The following is an 18,549-nucleotide window of genomic DNA, read 5'->3' as shown; positions in this document are numbered from 1 at the left end:
CGTCCGCCCGGAAGCAGCGGGGGCTCACCTCGCTGCCGTGTGCTGCGGCTTGGGGCCACTATAAGGGAGCCGGCCCCCGGCGGCCGCTGCGCCGCCGGACGGGTGCAGCAGGCCGACGGCGTGGCCGCGGAGTGCTCGCCGTGTCGGCGCCGCTCCACGGCAAACCGCTCGCCGCGTTGTAGAGTCGCCTCCTGCGGGTCCGCCGCCCCCCTTTTGCGGGGGCAGGGCGGGCGCCGACTGGGGCTAACATCGGCGCCCAGGCAAAAAGCAAAAAGCCAACATCAACAGAGGGTAGTGATGACCATCAATCTCAAGAAGGGCGGAACCCTGAACCTGACCAAGTCCGAGCCGGCGCTGGCCCGCGTGCGCGTCGGCCTGGGCTGGGAGCTGCCGCAGACCACGCCGCCGCTGGACCTCGACGTGTCGGCCTTCGTGTGTCGCCTGAACGCGCAGCAGGAGCCCAAGCTGCTGAGCGAGCAGCACTTCGTCTTCTACAACAACAAGGCCACGCCCAACGGCTCGGTGCTGCACAGCGGCGACAACCGCACCGGCGCCGGCGACGGCGACGACGAGACCCTGGTGGTCGAGCTGCCCAAGCTCGAAGCCGAGGTGCGCGAGATCTCCTTCGTCGTGACCCTCCACGAAGCGGCCGAGCGCAACCAGCACTTCGGCATGCTCAAGGACGCCTACATCCGCATCTACAACGAGCAGACCGGCAAGGTGCTGTGCACCTACGACCTGGACGAAGCCTTCAGCCGCGAAACGGCGGTGCAGATGGGCTCGCTGGTGCGCAATGGCGAGGGCCAGTGGGAGTTCCGCGCCGTGGGCGCCGGCTACGCGCTGGACCTGGGCACCTTCGTCGGCGGCTACCTGAACTGAGCTTTTCGACAGCCGCGCTCCCCGAGGACCGCGACGCATGACACGTCCGCTGTTCGGCGGCGGGAAGCTGGCTCCTTCCCCGCCCGATGCCGCCGCCTCACCGGCAGCAGGCCCGGCGCCGGTGACGCCGGCCGCCCCCGTGCCGGCCCCCGCCGGGGTGCGCACCTTCCATGGCGAACCGCGGCGTGCGGTGGCGGCCCCGGAGGCCGCGCCGGCCGTGCGGACCTTCCACGGCATGCAGTCGCAAGCCCCCGCGACGCCCGCGGTGCGCACCTTTGAGGCCGAACAGCACCACCAGGCCGTGCCGCCAAGGGCGCTGTTCGCGCCCTCGATCAGCGCCGAGCTGCCCGCGGCCTTCCTGGACGCCCTGGCCCAGCTGCCCGGCGCGCCCACCGAGCTGCAGCACCAGCGCACCACCTTCCGCCTGCTGAAGGACCTGGACACGGCTCGCGACGAGGACATCCTGCAGTTTGGCGAAGGCCCGGCAGCGGCGGTGGACGGCCTGCTGAAGCAGGCCATGCGCATCATGACGGACCCCGATCTGCCGCGGGTGGGGGCGCTGCTGAAGCAGACGCTGGACGATCTGGCGAGCGTGCGCCCGCAAGCCCGCAGCGGCTGGCTGCAGCGCCTGACCCGGTCCCCGGTGACCTGGCTCGCCAGCCTGGACCAGACGCTGGAGGCGCGCCTGAAGGAGCTGGCCGCGATGGAGCAGGCCGTGCTGGACGACGCCGGCCGGCTGGTCGAGCTGATCGAGCGAAACGAGGACCAGCTGCGGTCGCTGGCCCAGCACCACTGGGCCTGCCGGCTCGCCGAGCACCTGCTGGCCGACCGGCCGCCCGCCACCCGGGAACGCCTGGCGCGTCGTGCGCAGCTGCTGTCCACGCTGTCGGCTTCGGCCGACATGACACGCCGCCAGCTGCAGATCGCCCGCGAACACCTGCTCACCGTGGCCGAGCGGGTGCAGACCCTGCGTTTCGCGACCCTGCCGCTGTGGCGCCAGCAATTCCTGGCGCCGCTGCAGTCGCACAAGGAGTTGGCGGTGGGCGACTCCAAGGCGCTCGACACCCACCAACAGCTGATGGACCAGCTGGGCCATCTCGTGACCCTCACCTCCCGGAAAGTCTATGACTAGCTTCAAGCCGAAATCCGCCCTGGCCCTCGATCCGGTCCCCGCGCCCGCCCCGGCACCCACCACCGCGGTCGCCCCGGCGGCCGCGCCTTACGCGCCGGCCCAGGCCTATGCCCCCGCCCCGGCTTTCCCCCTGCAGGCCGCCCCGGCCATGAGCCTGGACCAGCTGCTCAGCGAACAGCAGCTCGGACCGCAGGACGCGGCGCAGGTGAAAAGCCTGGCCGAGCGCCTCGACACCAGCAAGCCGATGACGGTGCACGACCTGGGCAGCGAGGCGGCCAACCATGCCTCCAAGTACGCCGACCGCATCCTGGCGCAGGTGAAAAACAAGGACCTGGGCGAGATCGGCAGCAAGCTGAGCACCATTGTGGTCACCGCGAAGTCCATCAACCTCGGCGCGCTCAGCACGCAGCGCAGCCGCATCCCGCTGATCGGCGGGCTGGTGGACCGTTTCAAGCTCGGCAAGGAAGCGCTGATTCAGCAGTTCCAGTCCACCGACAAGCAGCTGGAAAAGCTGGTCGGCGAAGTCGACATTTCGCAGCAGGGCCTGCGCCAGCGCGTGCAGGACCTGGACCAGGCCTTTGCCGCGACCCAGGAGGAGTTTCGCCGTCTGAGCGTCTCGGTGGCGGCCGGCAAGCTCAAGCTGGCCGAGCTGCAGGGCGAGCTGAACGCCCAGCCCGAGCCCGGCGACGTCGGCGCCGCGCAGCGCATCAACGACCTGCGCCAGTTCGCCGAGCGGCTGGAAAAGCGGGTCGCCGACCTGCTGGCGCTGCGCATGTCGGCGCTGCAGACCCTGCCGATGATCCGCATCATCCAGAGCAACAACCAGACCATCATCGAGAAGTTCCAGAACATCAAGGAACTCACCATTCCCGCCTGGCGGCGCCAGTTCATGCTGGCGCTGTCGCTCAATGAGCAGAGCCAGGCGGTGGCGCTGGCCAAGAACATCGACGATGCGACCAACGAGTTCCTGCGCCGCAACGCCGAGCTGCTGAAGCAGAACTCGGTCGAAACCGCCCGCGCCAACCAGCGCTCGGTGATCGACATCGAGACCCTGGAGCAGGTGCAGCAGACGCTGATCTCCACCGTCGAGGAGGTGCTGTCCATCCAGCGCGAGGGCCAGGCCCAGCGCCAGGACGCCGAGCGCCGCATCGGGGTGCTGCAGAACGAGTTGAAGGCCGCCATCGGCCGCCCGGCCTGAGGCCGGGCTCCCGACCACAATATCCATACAACGACACAGAGAGGGTCCCCCATGTCCATGATCAACCTCGTCAAGAAGACCGAGATCGTGCTCCAGAAGCGCGGCATCACGCCGGTGCCGTCGCAGGTGGCGCTGGCGGTCGATATCTCCGGCTCCATGAGGGACGAGTACCAGGCCGGCATCGTGCAGGCGGTCGTCGAGCGCTGCCTCGCGGTGGCGATGAAGTTCGACAGCGACCAGCTGCTTGACGTCTGGGTGTTCGACGACGGCCATGGCTACGTCGGCCAGGCGACGATGAACAGCATCGACGGTTTTGTCGCCCGCGAGATCGTGGCCAACGGCACGCTGAAGAAGTGGGGCGGTACCGCCTACGCGCCAGTGCTGCAGTCCATCCAGGCGCACTACTACGGCACCGAAGGCAAGAAGGCCAGCAAGCTGGGCCGCCTGTTTGGCGCGAAGGACAAGGCCGGTGAGGTCGCCAGGCAGGCAGTCGGCGAGCAGCCGCTGATGATCCTGTTGATCACCGATGGCGAAAACATGGACCGCGAGGCCTTCGAAGCGACCCTGCAGGCGCTGCGCAGCCGGCGCGCCTACGTGCAGTTCGTCGGCATCGGCAACTCGGACCTGAGCTATCTCGAAGCGGTTGCCGAGGCCGAGCCCAACGCCGGCTTCGTGCAACTGCGCCAGCTGCGCGGCATCGAGGACGAGACCCTGCTCGGGGCGCTGATCTCGCCCGAGTTCTCCAAGTGGATCGGCAAGCAGGGTTGAGGCGGGGCTGAGCGGCCGGCCCGGCCGCCCAGCCTGCGTGTCAGTCAGTGCCGGCGGCCACGGCTCGCCGCCGGTTGCACGGCGAGGGTCGTTTGACCAACCCGGTCGAGGCGGGCGCATACAATCGAATGTTTATCCATTCTCCCTGGAGACCGAGCCGTGTTTATCTCTGAAGCCTTCGCACAGGCCGCACCCGCCGCCGCATCGGGCGGTGCCCAGTCCGGCCTGCTCAGCATGCTGCCCCTGGTGCTGATGTTCGTGGTGCTTTACTTCATCATGATCCGGCCCCAGATGAAGCGCCAGAAGGAGCTCAAGGCGATGATCGAAGCCATTGCAAAGGGCGACGAGATCGTGACCGCCGGCGGCATGCTGGGCAAGGTCGCCAAGCTGGGCGAGACCTACCTGCACCTGGAGATTTCCAGCGGCGTCGAGATCCTGATCCAGCGCAGCGCCGTGGTCCAGGTCCTGCCCAAGGGCACGATCAAGTAAAAAGCCGGTCGCGCACCCTTCCCGCCGAGCGCCCGCTGCGCCCGGACCCAGCCTGAGGCAAGAGAGCTGTCATGAACCGCTATCCGTGGTGGAAATACGCGATCCTGGTGGTCGCCGTGCTGGTGGGGTTGATTTACACCCTGCCCAACTTGTTCGGCGAGGCGCCGGCCGTCCAGGTGTCCAGCGCCAAGGCCACCGTGAAGGTGGACGAGGCTCTGTCCGGCCGTGTCGAGCAGGCCCTGAAGCAAGCCGGCTTGCAGCCTGACTTCGTGCAGTTCGAGGGCAACTCGGTCAGGGCGCGTTTCGCCGACACCGACGCCCAGCTCAAGGCCCGCGACGTGATCGAGAAGGCGCTCAACGCCGATCCCCAGGACCCGACCTACATCGTCGCGCTGAACCTGGTGCCGCGCTCGCCGCAGTGGTTGAGCGCCCTTCACGCGATGCCGATGTACCTGGGCCTGGACCTGCGCGGCGGCGTGCACTTCCTGATGCAGGTCGACATGAAGGCGGCGCTGACCAAGCGGGCCGAGTCGCTGACCTCCGACATCCGCACCCTGCTGCGCGACAAGAACATCCGCCACGCCGGCATCGCCCGCGCCGGCGACAACGTCGAGGTGCGCTTCCGCGATACGCAGGCGATGGCAGCTGCCCTGCAGCTGCTCACGGACCAGGTGCCGGACATGAGCTGGGGGCAGCAGCCCGAGGGCAGCGACGCCAAGCTGGTCGGCACGCTCAAGATCGAGGCGGCGCGGCGCGTACAGGAGCAGGCGCTCAAGCAGAACATCACGACCTTGCACAACCGCATCAACGAGCTGGGGACCAGCGAGCCGGTGATCCAGCAGCAGGGCCTCGACCGGGTGGTGGTGCAGTTGCCCGGCGTGCAGGACACCGCGCGCGCCAAGGACATCATCGGCCGTACCGCCACCTTGGAAGTGCGACTGGTGGACGACAGCCCCGAGGCCGTGGGCGCCGCCGGCAGCGGGGCCGTGCCTTTCGGCACCGAGCGCTACACCGAGCGCGGCGGCGGCGCCATCATCGTCAAGCGCCAGGTCATCCTGACCGGCGAGAACCTGACCGACGCCCAGGCCGGCTTCGACGACCAGCAGCAGCCCGCGGTGCACCTGACCCTGGATGCCAAGGGCGCGCGCATCTTCCGCGACGTCACGCGCGACAACATCAACAAGCGCATGGCGATCCTGCTGTTCGAGAAGGGCAAGGGCGAGGTCGTGACCGCACCGGTGATCCGCAGCGAGATCGGCGGCGGCCGGGTGCAGATTTCCGGCGCCATGACGACCCAGGAAGCCAACGACACCGCGCTGCTGCTGCGCGCCGGCTCGCTGGCCGCGCCGATGGAGATCATCGAGGAGCGCACCATCGGTCCGGCCCTGGGCGCCGACAACATCGCCAAGGGGTTCAACAGCGTGCTCTACGGCTTCATCGCGATCGCCGTCTTCATGTGCCTCTACTACCGGCTGTTCGGCGTGTTCTCGACCGTCGCGCTGGCGGTCAATGTGCTGCTGCTGGTGGCGGTGCTGTCGATGCTGCAGGCCACCTTGAGCCTGCCCGGCATTGCGGCCATTGCCCTGACCCTGGGCATGGCGATCGACGCCAACGTGCTGATCAACGAGCGGGTGCGCGAGGAGCTGCGCAACGGCAGCTCGCCGCAGACCGCCATCCACGTCGGCTACGAGCGTGCCTGGGCGACCATCCTGGACTCCAACGTCACCACCCTGATAGCCGGTGTCGCGCTGCTGGCCTTCGGCTCCGGCCCGGTGCGCGGCTTCGCGGTGGTGCACTGCCTCGGCATCCTGACCTCGATGTTCTCGGCCGTGCTGTTCTCGCGCGGGCTGGTGAACCTGTGGTACGGCCGCCAGAAGAAGCTCAAGTCGGTCTCCATCGGCCAGGTCTGGAAGCCCGGCGCCGAAAGCGCCGACGCGGTCTGAGCCGGTCACGGGCGAAAAGCGAAGCAACGGTGCGCAGCGACAGCAGGCGGGACGGTCCGCCCTGTCGCCGCCTTCAACAGTAGGGACTCCCGTCCATGGAATTTTTCCGGATCAAGCGCGACATCCCCTTCATGCGGCACGCGCTGGTGTTCAACATCATCTCCGTCGTGACCTTCCTCCTGGCGGTGTTTTTTCTGGTCACGCGCGGCCTGCACCTGTCGATCGAGTTCACCGGCGGCACCGTGATGGAGGTGCAATACAGCCAGCCGGCCGACCTTGGCAAGGTGCGCAGCACCGTCGAGGCACAGAACTTCGGCGAAGTGCTGGTGCAGAACTTCGGCACCTCGCGCGACGTGCTGATCCGCCTGCCGCTGCGCGGCGAAGTCAAGCAGGCCGAGGTGGTGGGCCGCGTGTTCGGCGCGCTGTGCCAGGCCGAGGGCGGCAAGGTCGAGCGGCGCCAGGAAATCAGCCCCAAGGGCGAGGCGGTCGGGCGCGAGGTCTGCGCCACCGCGTCGGCCGAGCCGCTGAAGCTGCAGCGCAGCGAGTTCGTCGGGCCGCAGGTCGGTTCCGAGCTGGCTCGCGACGGCGCGCTGGCGCTGCTGGTGACGATTGCCGGCATCATGATCTACCTGGCAATGCGCTTCGAGTGGAAGTTCTCGGTGGCCGCCATCATTGCCAACCTGCACGACGTGATCATCATCCTCGGCTTCTTCGCCTTCTTCCAGTGGGAGTTCTCGCTCTCGGTGCTGGCGGCGGTGCTGGCGGTGCTGGGCTACTCGGTCAATGAGTCGGTGGTGATCTTCGACCGGATCCGTGAGGCCTTCCGGAAGTACCGCAAGATGACGCCGTCCGAGGTGATCGACCACGCCATCACCAGCACGATGAGCCGGACCATCATCACCCACGGCTCGACGCAGATGATGGTGCTGGCGATGCTGATCTTCGGTGGCCCGACCCTGCACTACTTTGCGATCGCGCTGACCATCGGCATCTGCTTCGGCATCTATTCCTCCGTGTTCGTCGCGGCTGCCATCGCGATGTGGCTGGGCGTCAAGCGGGAAGACCTGATCAAGGCGACGCGTCAGGAAAACGATCCGGACGATCCCAACGCTGGTGCCGTGGTGTAGAGTTGATGCACTTTTCCGCATAGGACGCAGGCGACCCCTCCACCATGGCGATTCCCGCCGATCCGAAGGCGCTCGCAGCCCAGGCCCGCAGGACCTTTCTGAACGTGCTGCTGTACGGCGCGCCCAACGCTCTGTCGGCGGTGGAAGAAGGGGCGAAGGCGCTCGCCTCCCAGGCTGCGCCGCCCGACGTGTTGCTGCGCCGCCGCGATGCCTGGGCCGACATCCAGCGGCAGCGCGCCGCCTGGCAGCGGCTGCTGATCGAAGGCCTGCAGCGCCGCGCCGCCAGCGTCCATGAACCCACCCCCAGCCAACCCGGAGGCCTCAGCCTGCGCGGCGCCGAGCTGTCGCTGGTGGACGACGACACCATAGAACACGAGATCCTGACCTCGCGCCTGGCCCTGGCCGCGATGGACCAGGCCTCCTCCGAATTCACCGATCTGCGCTCGCGGCTCGGCGCTCTGGAGCGGCGCACCGACTTGGCTTCGGCCGACGTGCTGCGGCCCCACGTTGTCTCGCGCGAGCTCGTTGACGCCTGGCGCGGCGCCGGACTCGGCATCGCCGCCTGGCGCCTGTTGCAACCAGTGCTGCACGATGAACTGGGCCACCTGATGGTGCTGGCTTACCACGAGACCAACAAGTGGTTGATCGCACACGGCGTGCTGCCCGAGATCGACCTGCGGCCGCTGATCCGGCGCACTCGAGCGGCCATGCCGCACAGCGCGCCGGTGCCGTATGGCAGCACGGCGCCGGCATCGCCGTCGCCTGCCGTCGCCGGCCTTGCGGGTGGCGCGGCGGTCCAGCCCGGGACGATGTCGCGGCCGGGGCCGCTGCGCCAGAGCGCGGTCGGCGAGGAGACCCGCATGATGACGCGCGCCTCCAACCTGATGCGCGCCACCGAGCAGGCCCAGGCGGTGCTCGGCCGGCTCAACCGGCTGGTGGGCCAGCAGGTGCCGGACTTCGACGTCACCACCACCTTCCAGGCCTCGCCCAAGCTGGCCGCCGCGATCGCCGAGGCCGAGCGCGACGTCGCGCAGCGCCTGCGCAGCACCCGACCGGATTCGCTGCAGGCCAGCGCCCCGGCCCTGCTCGACGATTTGAACGAGCGCAAGCAGGCGCTCAAGCGCGCGACCGACTCGCCGGTGGAGCGCGCCACGATCGAGATCGTGGCCCTGCTGTTCCAGGCCATCCTGACCGAGGAGCGCCTGCCGCCCTCGGTGCGCGTGTGGTTCGCGCGGCTGCAGATGCCGGTGCTGCGGGTGGCGGTCGGCGAGCCCGATTTTTTTGCCACCACCGACCACCCGGCGCGCAAGTTGATCGACCGCATGGGGGCCTGTGTGATGGGCTTCGATGCCGCGACCGTGGGCGTGATGGGTGATGCCCTCGAGAAGGAGATCAAGCGGGTCGTCCAGGTGGTCGAGGCCTATCCTGACACTGGCCGGCGTGTGTTCCAGACCGTGCTGGTGGAGTTCGAGAAGTTCCTGGACCACTACTTCCGCAACGAGAACGAGGTCTCCCGCAAGGGGGTGTCGCTGGCCCAGCAGGTCGAGCAGCGCGAGATCCTGGCGATCCAGTACACCATCGAGCTGCGCAAGATGCTCAACGAAGTCCCGGTGCAGGACGGGGTGCGCGACTTCCTGTTCCAGATCTGGGCCGACGTGCTGGCGATGACCGCGGTAAAGAGCGGCGCGCAGAGCGACACGACCAAGGCGATGAAACGCGCCGCCGCCGACCTGATCTGGTCGGCCAGCGCCAAGGTGTCGCGCGAGGAGCGCGCCGAGGTGATCCGGCGTCTGCCGCCGCTGCTGAAGACCCTGCGTGACGGCATGGCCAACGCGGGCGTGTCCACCGCCAAGCAGGACGAGCACATCCAGGCGCTCAACAACTCGCTGGCGGCGGCCTTCACCGCCAAGACGGCCGCCATCCCGACCGAGCGGCTCGACGAGCTGATGCTGCGGCTGGAGACGCTGGAAGAGCTGCTGCCCGACACCGAGGTGGAGATCGACGAGGCCATGGTGCTAGACCTCTCGGGCCACGAGACCACCGGGCTCGAGGTGGTGGCCGAGGGCGGCTCCATGCCCAGCCCGGCCATGGTGGCCTGGGCGCGCAGCATCCAGGTCGGCAGCTGGTTCAAGCTCGACTACCGGGGGCGCAACGAGGCGGTGCAGCTGGCCTGGCAGGGCTTGCGCAAGCAGCTGAGCCTGTTCGCCTCGCCCAACGGCCGTTGCGTGTTGTTCCAGCAACACCGGCTGGCTGCCTTCCTGCAGGCCGGCCTGTTGGTGCCGGCCGAGGAAGAGGCGCTGACGGTGCGTGCCACGCGCGACGCGCTGGCCAAGCTGGACGCCGACCCGAGCCGGCTGCTCAGCTGAGAGCCACGGGGGCGGGCCGGCAAGCCGGCCCGCCGCGAAGCGTGGGTCAGTGGATCAGGCGGTCGGCGACATCGACGAACAATTCATCGAGGATCAGGGCGTCGGGCTCCTCGCCCAGGCTCCAGAACACCATCAGCACGATGATCTTCAGGTCTTCGAGCGACATCGGGCTGCCGCTGCTGACCATGGCGCGGTCGATCACGATCTCGCGCATCGGGGCGGGCAGGACCCCGGCGCTTTCCAGGAAGCTGATGAAACCCATGCATTCCTCGCCGAGCTGGTCCTGCTCGGCCGGCGTGAACACACGCATGCTGTGGGGGCCCTGGGTGCCGGGATGGCTCTGGGCCGAATGGGTCAGGCCGTCCAGCCAGGTCAGGGCTTCCTGGATCTCGTCGCTCTCGAAGCCCACCGCCGAGAGTTTGCGCGTGAGCTGTGCATGGTCGGGGCAAGCGTCAGGCCGCCAGTAGTTTTCGTAGAGATAGACGAGCACATCGAACATGCGCCTGACTATACCCGAGCCGCTGCCGGCGGCAGGACGCTAAAAAGAGGGGGAGCCCCCGCGCGCGGGTATTGCCCCGGCGCCGTTCAGGCCTGGGCGATACGCTGGAAGCGCTGGCCGGGCAGGCGCGCGACGCGGCCGTCGAGCTCGAGTTCGAGCAGGCGCGCGTTCAACTCGGCGGCCGTACAGCCGGTGCGGTCGGCGAGGGCGTCCAGGGTCAGGGGATCCCAGCCCAGCGCGTCGAGGATGCGGTCGGCCTCGGTCCCGCCAAGGGCTGCGGGCGGCTCGTCGCGCCCCGGACCGGGACGATCGTGATGCTGCTCGGGACCAGGCGTGGACATGCGCAGTTCCTCCAGGATGTCGTCCCCGCCTTCGACCAGCTTGGCGCCCTGGCGGATCAGCAGGTGGCAGCCGCGCGATTGCGGCGAATGGATGGAGCCGGGAATCGCGAACACCTCGCGTCCTTGCTCGGCTGCCAGACGCGCCGTGATCAGCGAGCCCGAGCGCGGTGCGGCTTCAACGACCAGCACGCCGCGTGCGAGGCCCGAGATCAGCCGGTTGCGGCGCGGGAAGTTGGGCGCCAGCGGCGGCGTGCCGAGCAGGTACTCGCTCAGCAGCAGGCCTTGCTCGGCGATGCGGTGCGCCAGCGCGCGGTGTCGCGCCGGGTAGACCCGGTCCAGCCCGGTGCCGACCACCGCGATGGTGCTGCCCGGGCCTTGCAGGCCCCCTTCGTGGGCGGCGCCGTCGATGCCCAGGGCCAGACCCGACACCACCGTGAGCCCTGCACGGCTGAGGTGGGCGGCGAAAGCACGGGCGTTGTCGACACCTTGGCAGGTGGGATTGCGGCTGCCGACCACGGCAATGCTGTCCGCCCGCAAGAGCTCCAGCCGGCCTTGGGCATGCAGCAGCAGCGGCGGATCGTCGGTGCTGAGCAGCAGTTCGGGGTAGCGCGGGTCACCGAGGCAGAGCAGGTGGTGCTCGTCGTGGTCCTGCAGCCATTGCCACGTGGTCTCGACGAGGGTGTCGAGCCGCGCGGGCGGGGTGACGAGGGCCTGTGCCTGGGGCCGGTCGAGCGCCTCGCGCCAAGCGGCGACGGGGGCCTCGAACACGGCTTCCGGCGAGCCGGCCAGGGCGAGCAGGCGGCGCGCGGTCTGGCCGCCGACGCCCGGTGTTGCGATCAGCCGCAGCCAGGCGGCCAGTTCGCGGCGTTCGATCACCGGGTCAGGGCCTGTCGGCCCTCAGGGCTGGGTGAAGCGATCCCCTACCTGCACGGGGTCCTGCACGTTCAAAACCAGCGCGTACGACATGCGGTCGAACACGCGGAACACGAACAGCAGGCCGTGGCGCTCATCCGGCAGCTTGATGTCGACCTTCTTGCCGTCGGTGGTGGCGTCGACGGCCTTGCGGCCGTAGCGCCACAGCGCCAGCACGTGGCCGCGCTCCAGGCCGTCCTTGCCGCCCTTGTTGAGCGTGACGATCTGATTCTGGCCGGCGCTCAGCGCGTCGCCGTAGATCGAGGCGATCAGGCCTTCGATGTCCTGCTGCGGAGCACGCGGCACATAGCTGATGAAGTCGCGTGGCGGCACCGGCGACAGACGGTCGCCCACGCCAGCTTCCTGGCGCGTCGACTCGACGCGGAAGGTCGCGGGCACCGGCTCACCGTTTTTGCCCGTCTCGGCGGCGCGCGTGTACGACGCCGTGCCGACATAGGGCGCCTCGTAACCCAGCACTTCCTTGGTCACCGGGTCGACCAGCGGCTTGGCATTGCGGAACAGGCGCCAGTCGCGCGTCTGGCCCACCTCGCCGCGCACGTAGGCGAGGTCGCCGCGGGTCAGCAGCACCCGGCCTTCCTGGGTAGCGACGATGCGCGGCGCGCTTTCCAGCTCATTGCTGTTGAAGATCACGGCCTCGTTGAGGAAGGGCTCGATCAGGTGCAGCGGGATGGAGGCGATGGCGCCGTTGTCGAGCGACTCGCTGCGCACCCGCGGCGAGACCTTGAGGGTGCTGCCGGGCTGGCCGACCGGCTTGCCCAGGCGCAGGCGGGCGCGGCCGTCCTTGGTTTCCAGGAAGAGGATCTGGCCCGGATAGATCAGGTGCGGGTTGCGGATCTGGTCCAGGTTCATGCCCCACAGCTCCGGCCAGCGCCAGGGGCGCTTCAGGAACAGCGAGGAGATGTCCCAGAGCGTGTCGCCGCGTTTGACGGTGTAGGAGTCCGGTGCATTCGGCGCCAGCTCGGACAGCGGCACGCCGGCCTCGGCCACCTGCTGGGCGGTGGCGCGCTGCTGCTGGGTCACGGGATAATTGACGGCCCACGCCGCGGCACTGCCCGCCACCAGCGCGATGCCGACGGCGGTGCGCCAGCCACGAAGGCGCAAAGCTGCTGTCGGACTGGCTTGCAGCAACGGGGTTCGAGTCATGCAGGGTCTCCGCGGCCTTCATGGCCTGAAAGGAGGCGGCCATGACGCTATATGGTTAATGAATTCTTTGTTCGCCGCGCAGCAAGCAGTTCGGCGAAAATCCTCACATAGTTTCACAGATTCTGCCCATAAACCCTTGATGCCGCAACGAATTTTGTTGAAGGTTGCCGTGCGCCCGGCACTGTTTCACGGTTGCGGCGGGAACATCCCCTTGAATTGCCGGCGACCCGCTTCCCGATCATGGCCAAACTGAACATCCTCCGTTACCCCGACCCCCGCCTGCACACGGTGGCCAAACCCGTCGCCGTCGTTGACGAGCGCATCCAGCGCCTGGCCGACGACATGCTGGAAACCATGTACGACGCCAATGGCATCGGCCTCGCGGCCACGCAGGTCGACGTGCATGAGCGCCTCATCGTCATCGACACCTCCGACGAGCGCAACGAGCCGCGCGTGCTGATCAACCCCGAGCTGGTCGCGCGCAGCGAGGAGATGCTGGTCTGGGAGGAGGGCTGCCTGTCGGTGCCCGCCTTCTACGACAAGGTCGACCGGCATGCACGCGTCACTGTCAAGGCGCTCGACCGCGAGGGCCGGCCCTACCAGTTCGATGCCGAACAGTTGCTGGCCGTCTGCGTGCAGCACGAGATGGACCATCTGATGGGCAAGGTGTTCGTCGAGTACCTGTCGCCGCTCAAGCGCGACCGCATCCGCACCAAGCTGGTCAAGCGCGGCCGCGAGGAAGAGCGCCGCTGAACGGCAACCGGGCCCGGGCTGCCCGTCCCTCCCCACTCCGCGGGCCGCTTCGGCGGCCCGTTTTTCCGGTTCACCCATGAAGCTTGTATTTGCCGGTACGCCGGAGTTCGCACAGGCTGCCCTGGCGGGCCTGCACCGGGCCGGGTTCGAGATCCCGCTGGTGCTGAGCCAGCCCGACCGTCCCGCCGGCCGGGGCATGAAGCTGCAGCCGAGCCCGGTCAAGCAGTACGCGCTGGCTCACGACATGGATGTCGCCCAGCCACGCAGCCTGCGCCTGGATGGCAAGTACCCCGAAGAGGCGCAGGCGGCGCGCGAACGCCTTGAGGCGGTGCGTCCGGACGTCATGGTCGTCGCCGCCTACGGGCTGATTCTGCCGGCCTGGGTGCTGGCGCTGCCGCGGCTCGGCTGCCTGAACATCCATGCCTCGCTGCTGCCGCGCTGGCGCGGCGCAGCGCCCATCCACCGGGCCATCGAGGCCGGCGACGCCGAGACCGGCATCACCATCATGCAGATGGACGAAGGGCTGGACACCGGCGACATGCTGCTGCTGGAGCGCCTGCCTGTCGAGGCGACCGACACCACCGCCAGCCTGCACGACCGGCTCGCGAGCCTGGGCAGCCGGCTGATCGTCGAAGCGCTGGAGCTGGCCGCCTGCGGCGGGCTGCAAGGCACGCCCCAGCCGGCTGAGGGCGTCAGCTACGCGCACAAGATCGACAAGGCCGAAGCCGAGATCGACTGGCAGCTGCCGGCCGAGGTGCTGGAGCGGCGCGTTCGCGCCTTCGATCCCTTCCCCGGCGCGCTGGCGACCCTGGACGGGGTGCCGATCAAGTGCTGGCGGGCCGAGCTGGCGCCGGGGGCGGGCTTGCCCGGCACCGTGCTGGCGGTCGATCCCGCCGGCCCGGTGGTCGCCTGCGGTGAGGGCGCACTTCGCCTGACGCAGTTGCAAAAGCCGGGCGGGCGCCGGCTGCCCGCGGCGGAATTCCTTCCGGGTCATACCGTGAAGCCGGGCATGGTTTTTGAGCCGAAGCGCGGTTGAATTACAACCGCGCTGCCCGCATCTGGCGGGCAGGTGCCGGACAGGCGCCAGGATGAAGGACTCGACCATGTTCAACTTGCTGAAGACCGCGGTCCTGATGGCCGCCATTACCGCGCTTTTCATGGCGATCGGCGCAGTGCTGGGCGGGCGCCAGGGCATGGCGATCGCGCTGCTGATCGCCTTGGGGATGAACTTCTTCAGTTACTGGTTCAGCGACCAGCTGGTGCTGAAGATGTACAACGCCCGCGAGGTCGACGAGACCACTGCGCCGCAGTTCTACCGCATGGTGCGTGAGCTGGCGCAGCGGGCCCAGCTGCCGATGCCACGCGTCTACATCATCGAAGAGAACGCGCCCAACGCCTTCGCGACCGGTCGCAACCCCAGCCACGCCGCGGTCGCGGCGACCACCGGCATCATGCAGGTGCTGACCGAGCGCGAGCTGCGCGGAGTGATGGCGCACGAGCTGGCGCACGTCAAACACCGTGACATCCTGATCAGCACCATCAGCGCGACGATGGCCGGCGCGATTTCGATGCTGGCGAACTTCGCGGTCTTTTTCGGTGGCCGCGACGAGGAAGGCCGGCCGGTCAACCCGATCGCCGGGGTGCTCGTGATGCTGCTCGCGCCGCTGGCTGCAAGTCTGATCCAGATGGCCATCAGCCGGGCCCGCGAGTTCGAGGCCGACCGCGGCGGCGCCGAGATCTCGGGCGATCCGCAGGCCCTGGCGTCCGCGCTCGACAAGATCCACCGCTACGCCCATGGCATTCCGCTGCACGCGACCGAGCGCCACCCCGAGACGGCGCAGATGATGATCGTGAACCCGCTGTCCGGCGGCGGCCTGCGCGGCCTGTTCAGCACCCACCCGAGCACCGAGGAGCGGGTGCAGCGCCTGTTGGCGATGGCCCGCGGCGGCATGGGCCGCTGAGGTCTCCTTTCCGGGCGGTGCAGGGCCCGGCCAGACGCCGGGCCTTTTTGTCCCGACGTTGCGCTCAAGCGGGCTTGTTTTCTGCCGAAGACCTGGAAGCCATCCTTCCCGAGGTGCCATGCGCGCTGTCTTCAACTCCGTCCTCGCCATGATGCTCACCGCCCCCCTGGTCGGCTGCGACATGCTGGGCATCGAGACGGGCGCGGCCGCCAGCGCGCGCAAGGAGGCCGAGGGCCGCGCGCTCGGCGGTGCGTGCCGCCACGCGGGCCGCGCCATCGAGGACTGTTACGCGCTCAATCCCAAGGCCGACAAGGCGGCGATCTTCGCCGGCTGGCGGGAGATGAACGACTACATGCGCGAAAACCAGATCGCCGAGGTGAAGCCCGTGGTGGCCCCTTCCTTGCCGCCGGGCAAGCCGGCGGCCGCCTCCGAGCCCGAGGCGGAAGAGGACCAGGAAGAAGAGGAGATCATCGAGGAGAAGGAAGCGCCGGCGAAGAAGGGGGCGGCCGCTTCGCGCTGACGGGTTGAGCGGCCCTCTACACTGCGCGGATGGCCTCCACCATCTCCGCCGCAGCGCGCGCCTACGCCGACCACTGCCTCGAACTGCTGCAGGGCCTCGGCCCCTGCGCCGCGCGCCGCATGTTCGGCGGCTGGGGTATCCATCTCGACGGGGTGACCTTCGGGCTCATCGTGGCCGACCGCCTCTATCTGAAGGCCGATGCCCAGACCGAAGCCCGCTGGCGGGAAGCGGGCGGTGAACCCTTTGTCTATCAAAGCCAGGGCAAGGCGATCCGGGTGCTCTACTACACGCCGCCCGACGCGACCCTGGAGTCGCCCCTGCTGATGCTGCCGTGGGCGCGGCTGGCGCTCGAAGCCGCGCTGCGCGCCCGGGCGACCCGCTCGACCCGGGCTGCGAAGCCCGCCTCCGGCGGCAGCGCCGGAGTCAGTGGGAAGCGTTCGTCCGGGTCCGCTCGGAAGCGTTCCACCACTCGCTGAGCGCCCTCAACATCGGACCGGGGCTGCGCAGCTGCGGCCGCGGGGCCCGGAATTGGGGCGCCGTCAGCGCCATCTCGAAACGCGCGCTGGGCCAGCCCTCGACCACCACCGCCTCGCCGGCCTGCAGCAGCAGCTCCTCGCCCTCGTCCAGCACCAGATCTTCGGCGAAGTGGTTCGGCTGCCCGTCCCCGGTGGCCCACAGCCGGCCGGAGAACACCTTCAACACCGCCGGTTCGCTGGCTCGGAGCGTGATTGACCGCCCCGGCTCAATTGACCATACTGCCCGAGCGGATTGTTGCCGATCGGGCATGAGTGTGCTGGGGATGCTGCGGTCCATGATACGGCTCCTTCTGCTGCGAGCGAGTGCGTCGATAGATGTAATCCTAGGGTTCACCCGGAGACTCGTCCAATGAGATCGTTGCCTTTTATTGATGACCCTGACGCATGAATACGTTTCGCCAGCGGCCTTTGGCCGTCGGGACATTGCGGGCCTTCGAGGCGGTTGCCCGGCACCTCAATTTCCGGCAGGCGGCAGAAGAGCTGCACCTCACCCAGTCGGCCGTGAGCCGGCAGATCCAGTCGCTCGAGCAGGACGTGGGCGCGCCCCTGTTCGTCCGCGGCACCCGGCACGTTGAGCTCAGCAATGCCGGCGCGGCGCTGCTGCGCGCCGTGGCGCCGCTGCTGCACAAGCTGGATGCCACCGTGCGGCAGATCCGCCGGGCGCGCGCCCGACGCACCATCACCGTGTCGACCTTTGCCTCCTTCGCCTCGCTTTGGCTGATCCCCCGGCTGGAGGCCTTCCAGCGTGAGCGGCCGGACTTGGACATCCGGGTCAGCGCGTGCGACCAGCTCGTCGAGGTCGACGGGGTCGAGGTGGACCTGGCCCTGCGCTATTGCCCGCCGCAGCGGGTCGCTGCGGGCGCGCGTCGTCTTTTCGGCGAGGTGCTGACGCCGGTGGCCAGCCCCTGGCTGCTGGAACGCGCTGGCTCCGGGCAAGGGCCCGCGCTGCACTGCGCCGAGGATCTCTCCCGTCACACCCTGCTGGAGGAGGACGACGGCCACCCCAGCAGCGGCCTGTTGAGCTGGCGCCATTGGCTGGCGGAGCGGGCCCTGGGCGAACTGGTCCCGCAGCGCTGGGTCTATTTCAACTACACCTTCCAGCAGGTGCAGGCCGCGCTGACCGGGCAGGGCGTGGCACTGGCGCGCCTGCCGCTGGTGGCGACGGCGCTCGGCTCGGGGGAACTGGTCGAGCCCTTCGGGCGCGAGGGCCGCGCCCAGGGGCGCCACGTCTATTGGCTGGTCGCTTCGGACGCCGCGCTGGAACGGCCGGAGGTGGCCCAGTTCTGCGACTGGATCGAGCGCCAGGCAGCGCTGACACGCGAAGCCGTCGGTGAGCCGCCGCCCGTCGGGCTCAGCCGGCTGGACTGAGCACCCCTTGCTCGGTCACGATCAGCATCAGGGGCAGGTCGTGCGGCTCCGGCGTAAAGCGCACCTCGCTGCCAGCCCACGCCACGCCGACCGCCGTAACATGCGGATGGCGGGCCAGCCACCGGTCGAAGTAGCCGCCGCCGTAGCCGAGCCGGAAGCCCTCGGGGTGGTAGCCGACGCAGGGGACCAGCACGACGTCCGGCACCACCGGTGGGCCGGTGACGCTCGGGATGCCGCACTCGTCCGGCTCGGTGGCGGCGCCCGCCGACCAGCGCCGGTACTCCATTTCACGGGGTTCGCGGCGCGCCCAAGGCAATGCCAGGGGCAGGGCGGCGAGTGTTTTGTCGGCCTGCAATGCAACTGCTGCGTTAAATTCGGATCGTATTGGCCAGTACACCCCGAGCAACTGCGGCTCGAGCATCAGCAGCACCTCCTGCAGGTGCTGCCCCAGCCTTTCCTGCAGCGCCTGCCATTGTCCGGCGCCGGCCAGGCCGGCCGCCCAGCGCTCGCGTTCGCCCAGCAAATGGCGGCGCAGGCTTGCACGGTCTTTGATCAGTTCCGCGGGGACCGAGCTATCCATATCTCGAACAAAA

Annotated in this window: 19 protein-coding genes; 14 read left to right on the top strand and 5 right to left on the bottom strand. The window is 68.9% G+C overall.

Annotated features, from left to right (window positions below; genetic code table 11):
• Positions 1-297: 297 nt before the first annotated feature.
• The 8 genes from OOT46_RS15905 (at position 298) to OOT46_RS15870 (ending at position 9,902) form a co-directional block, all read left to right on the top strand.
• The gene (locus tag OOT46_RS15905) at positions 298-879 is read left to right on the top strand and encodes a TerD family protein (RefSeq protein ID WP_265404601.1); all 582 of its coding nucleotides are present in this window, start codon (positions 298-300) and stop codon (positions 877-879) included.
• 37 nt (positions 880-916) lie between these two features.
• On the top strand, positions 917-2,011 hold the full coding sequence (locus OOT46_RS15900; RefSeq protein ID WP_265404600.1) for a hypothetical protein: 1,095 nt from the start codon (positions 917-919) through the stop codon (positions 2,009-2,011).
• The gene (locus OOT46_RS15895; RefSeq protein WP_265404599.1) at positions 2,004-3,209 is read left to right on the top strand and encodes a toxic anion resistance protein; all 1,206 of its coding nucleotides are present in this window, start codon (positions 2,004-2,006) and stop codon (positions 3,207-3,209) included. The genes OOT46_RS15900 and OOT46_RS15895 overlap by 8 nt, the downstream gene beginning before the upstream one ends.
• 51 nt (positions 3,210-3,260) lie before the next feature.
• Complete coding sequence (locus tag OOT46_RS15890) at positions 3,261-3,977, top strand: VWA domain-containing protein (protein ID WP_265404598.1); 717 nt, start codon at positions 3,261-3,263, stop codon at positions 3,975-3,977.
• Between the two features lie 159 nt (positions 3,978-4,136).
• Entirely contained in the window at positions 4,137-4,466 is a 330-nt protein-coding gene (gene yajC / locus OOT46_RS15885) for a preprotein translocase subunit YajC (RefSeq protein WP_265404597.1), read from the top strand.
• Positions 4,467-4,537: 71 nt separating this feature from the next.
• Entirely contained in the window at positions 4,538-6,409 is a 1,872-nt protein-coding gene (gene secD, locus OOT46_RS15880) for a protein translocase subunit SecD (protein WP_265404596.1), read from the top strand.
• A gap of 95 nt (positions 6,410-6,504) precedes the next feature.
• Complete coding sequence (gene secF, locus OOT46_RS15875; RefSeq protein ID WP_265404595.1) at positions 6,505-7,536, top strand: protein translocase subunit SecF; 1,032 nt, start codon at positions 6,505-6,507, stop codon at positions 7,534-7,536.
• 44 nt (positions 7,537-7,580) lie between these two features.
• A complete protein-coding gene (locus OOT46_RS15870; RefSeq protein WP_265404594.1) occupies positions 7,581-9,902 on the top strand; it encodes a DUF1631 family protein in 2,322 nt (773 codons plus the stop codon).
• A 46-nt stretch (positions 9,903-9,948) separates the two neighbouring features.
• Here the strand turns inward: OOT46_RS15870 and OOT46_RS15865 are convergent, their stop codons facing one another.
• From OOT46_RS15865 to OOT46_RS15855, 3 genes are all read right to left on the bottom strand, one after another.
• Complete coding sequence (locus OOT46_RS15865; RefSeq protein ID WP_265404593.1) at positions 9,949-10,401, bottom strand: DUF494 family protein; 453 nt, start codon at positions 10,399-10,401, stop codon at positions 9,949-9,951.
• Between the two features lie 86 nt (positions 10,402-10,487).
• A complete protein-coding gene (gene dprA / locus OOT46_RS15860; protein WP_265404665.1) occupies positions 10,488-11,615 on the bottom strand; it encodes a DNA-processing protein DprA in 1,128 nt (375 codons plus the stop codon).
• 24 nt (positions 11,616-11,639) lie between these two features.
• Positions 11,640-12,818 carry a LysM peptidoglycan-binding domain-containing protein gene (locus tag OOT46_RS15855; protein ID WP_265404592.1) on the bottom strand — a complete coding sequence of 393 codons (1,179 nt, stop codon included), beginning with the start codon at positions 12,816-12,818 and terminating at the stop codon, positions 11,640-11,642.
• A gap of 240 nt (positions 12,819-13,058) precedes the next feature.
• Here OOT46_RS15855 and def point away from each other — a divergent pair, with 240 nt between their 5' ends.
• From def to OOT46_RS15830, 5 genes are all read left to right on the top strand, one after another.
• A complete protein-coding gene (def, locus tag OOT46_RS15850) occupies positions 13,059-13,571 on the top strand; it encodes a peptide deformylase (protein WP_265404591.1) in 513 nt (170 codons plus the stop codon).
• A gap of 76 nt (positions 13,572-13,647) precedes the next feature.
• Positions 13,648-14,607 carry a methionyl-tRNA formyltransferase gene (fmt, locus tag OOT46_RS15845; protein WP_265404590.1) on the top strand — a complete coding sequence of 320 codons (960 nt, stop codon included), beginning with the start codon at positions 13,648-13,650 and terminating at the stop codon, positions 14,605-14,607.
• 67 nt (positions 14,608-14,674) lie between these two features.
• Positions 14,675-15,532, top strand: a complete 858-nt coding sequence (htpX, locus tag OOT46_RS15840; protein ID WP_265404589.1) for a zinc metalloprotease HtpX — start codon at positions 14,675-14,677, stop codon at positions 15,530-15,532.
• 118 nt (positions 15,533-15,650) lie between these two features.
• Entirely contained in the window at positions 15,651-16,052 is a 402-nt protein-coding gene (locus OOT46_RS15835; protein WP_322114260.1) for a hypothetical protein, read from the top strand.
• A 29-nt stretch (positions 16,053-16,081) separates the two neighbouring features.
• On the top strand, positions 16,082-16,528 hold the full coding sequence (locus OOT46_RS15830) for a TfoX/Sxy family protein (protein WP_265404588.1): 447 nt from the start codon (positions 16,082-16,084) through the stop codon (positions 16,526-16,528).
• Here OOT46_RS15830 and OOT46_RS15825 read toward each other — a convergent pair.
• Entirely contained in the window at positions 16,476-16,838 is a 363-nt protein-coding gene (locus OOT46_RS15825; protein WP_265404663.1) for a DUF2917 domain-containing protein, read from the bottom strand. The genes OOT46_RS15830 and OOT46_RS15825 overlap by 53 nt on opposite strands.
• A gap of 134 nt (positions 16,839-16,972) precedes the next feature.
• Here OOT46_RS15825 and OOT46_RS15820 point away from each other — a divergent pair, with 134 nt between their 5' ends.
• Positions 16,973-17,956 carry a LysR family transcriptional regulator gene (locus OOT46_RS15820; protein WP_265404587.1) on the top strand — a complete coding sequence of 328 codons (984 nt, stop codon included), beginning with the start codon at positions 16,973-16,975 and terminating at the stop codon, positions 17,954-17,956.
• On the opposite strand, the gene OOT46_RS15815 is transcribed toward OOT46_RS15820, so the two are convergent.
• Positions 17,940-18,536 (bottom strand): 5-formyltetrahydrofolate cyclo-ligase, encoded by a 597-nt coding sequence (locus OOT46_RS15815; RefSeq protein WP_265404586.1) that lies wholly within the window; start codon positions 18,534-18,536, stop codon positions 17,940-17,942. The two genes, OOT46_RS15820 and OOT46_RS15815, sit on opposite strands and share 17 nt — an antisense overlap.
• Between the last annotated feature and the right edge of the window lie 13 nt (positions 18,537-18,549).

The sequence above is a fragment of the Aquabacterium sp. A7-Y genome (genome assembly GCF_026153205.1).
Taxonomy (GTDB): domain Bacteria; phylum Pseudomonadota; class Gammaproteobacteria; order Burkholderiales; family Burkholderiaceae_C; genus Caldimonas.
The sequence above is the reverse complement of the archived record's forward strand: the minus strand, read 5'-3'. Positions and strand labels throughout refer to the sequence as shown.

Excerpts from the sequence above, each read along its gene's own strand:
- secD (WP_265404596.1), top strand. The coding sequence starts at position 4,538 with ATGAACCGCTATCCGTGGTGGAAATACGCGATCCTGGTGGTCGCCGTG.
- htpX (WP_265404589.1), top strand. The coding sequence starts at position 14,675 with ATGTTCAACTTGCTGAAGACCGCGGTCCTGATGGCCGCCATTACCGCG.
- OOT46_RS15900 (WP_265404600.1), top strand. The coding sequence starts at position 917 with ATGACACGTCCGCTGTTCGGCGGCGGGAAGCTGGCTCCTTCCCCGCCC.
- OOT46_RS15890 (WP_265404598.1), top strand. The coding sequence starts at position 3,261 with ATGTCCATGATCAACCTCGTCAAGAAGACCGAGATCGTGCTCCAGAAG.
- OOT46_RS15830 (WP_265404588.1), top strand. The coding sequence starts at position 16,082 with ATGGCCTCCACCATCTCCGCCGCAGCGCGCGCCTACGCCGACCACTGC.
- OOT46_RS15905 (WP_265404601.1), top strand. The coding sequence starts at position 298 with ATGACCATCAATCTCAAGAAGGGCGGAACCCTGAACCTGACCAAGTCC.
- OOT46_RS15815 (WP_265404586.1), bottom strand. The coding sequence starts at position 18,536 with ATGGATAGCTCGGTCCCCGCGGAACTGATCAAAGACCGTGCAAGCCTG.
- OOT46_RS15835 (WP_322114260.1), top strand. The coding sequence starts at position 15,651 with ATGCGCGCTGTCTTCAACTCCGTCCTCGCCATGATGCTCACCGCCCCC.
- def (WP_265404591.1), top strand. The coding sequence starts at position 13,059 with ATGGCCAAACTGAACATCCTCCGTTACCCCGACCCCCGCCTGCACACG.
- OOT46_RS15895 (WP_265404599.1), top strand. The coding sequence starts at position 2,004 with ATGACTAGCTTCAAGCCGAAATCCGCCCTGGCCCTCGATCCGGTCCCC.
- secF (WP_265404595.1), top strand. The coding sequence starts at position 6,505 with ATGGAATTTTTCCGGATCAAGCGCGACATCCCCTTCATGCGGCACGCG.
- fmt (WP_265404590.1), top strand. The coding sequence starts at position 13,648 with ATGAAGCTTGTATTTGCCGGTACGCCGGAGTTCGCACAGGCTGCCCTG.
- OOT46_RS15820 (WP_265404587.1), top strand. The coding sequence starts at position 16,973 with ATGAATACGTTTCGCCAGCGGCCTTTGGCCGTCGGGACATTGCGGGCC.
- OOT46_RS15865 (WP_265404593.1), bottom strand. The coding sequence starts at position 10,401 with ATGTTCGATGTGCTCGTCTATCTCTACGAAAACTACTGGCGGCCTGAC.
- OOT46_RS15825 (WP_265404663.1), bottom strand. The coding sequence starts at position 16,838 with ATGCCCGATCGGCAACAATCCGCTCGGGCAGTATGGTCAATTGAGCCG.
- OOT46_RS15870 (WP_265404594.1), top strand. The coding sequence starts at position 7,581 with ATGGCGATTCCCGCCGATCCGAAGGCGCTCGCAGCCCAGGCCCGCAGG.
- OOT46_RS15855 (WP_265404592.1), bottom strand. The coding sequence starts at position 12,818 with ATGACTCGAACCCCGTTGCTGCAAGCCAGTCCGACAGCAGCTTTGCGC.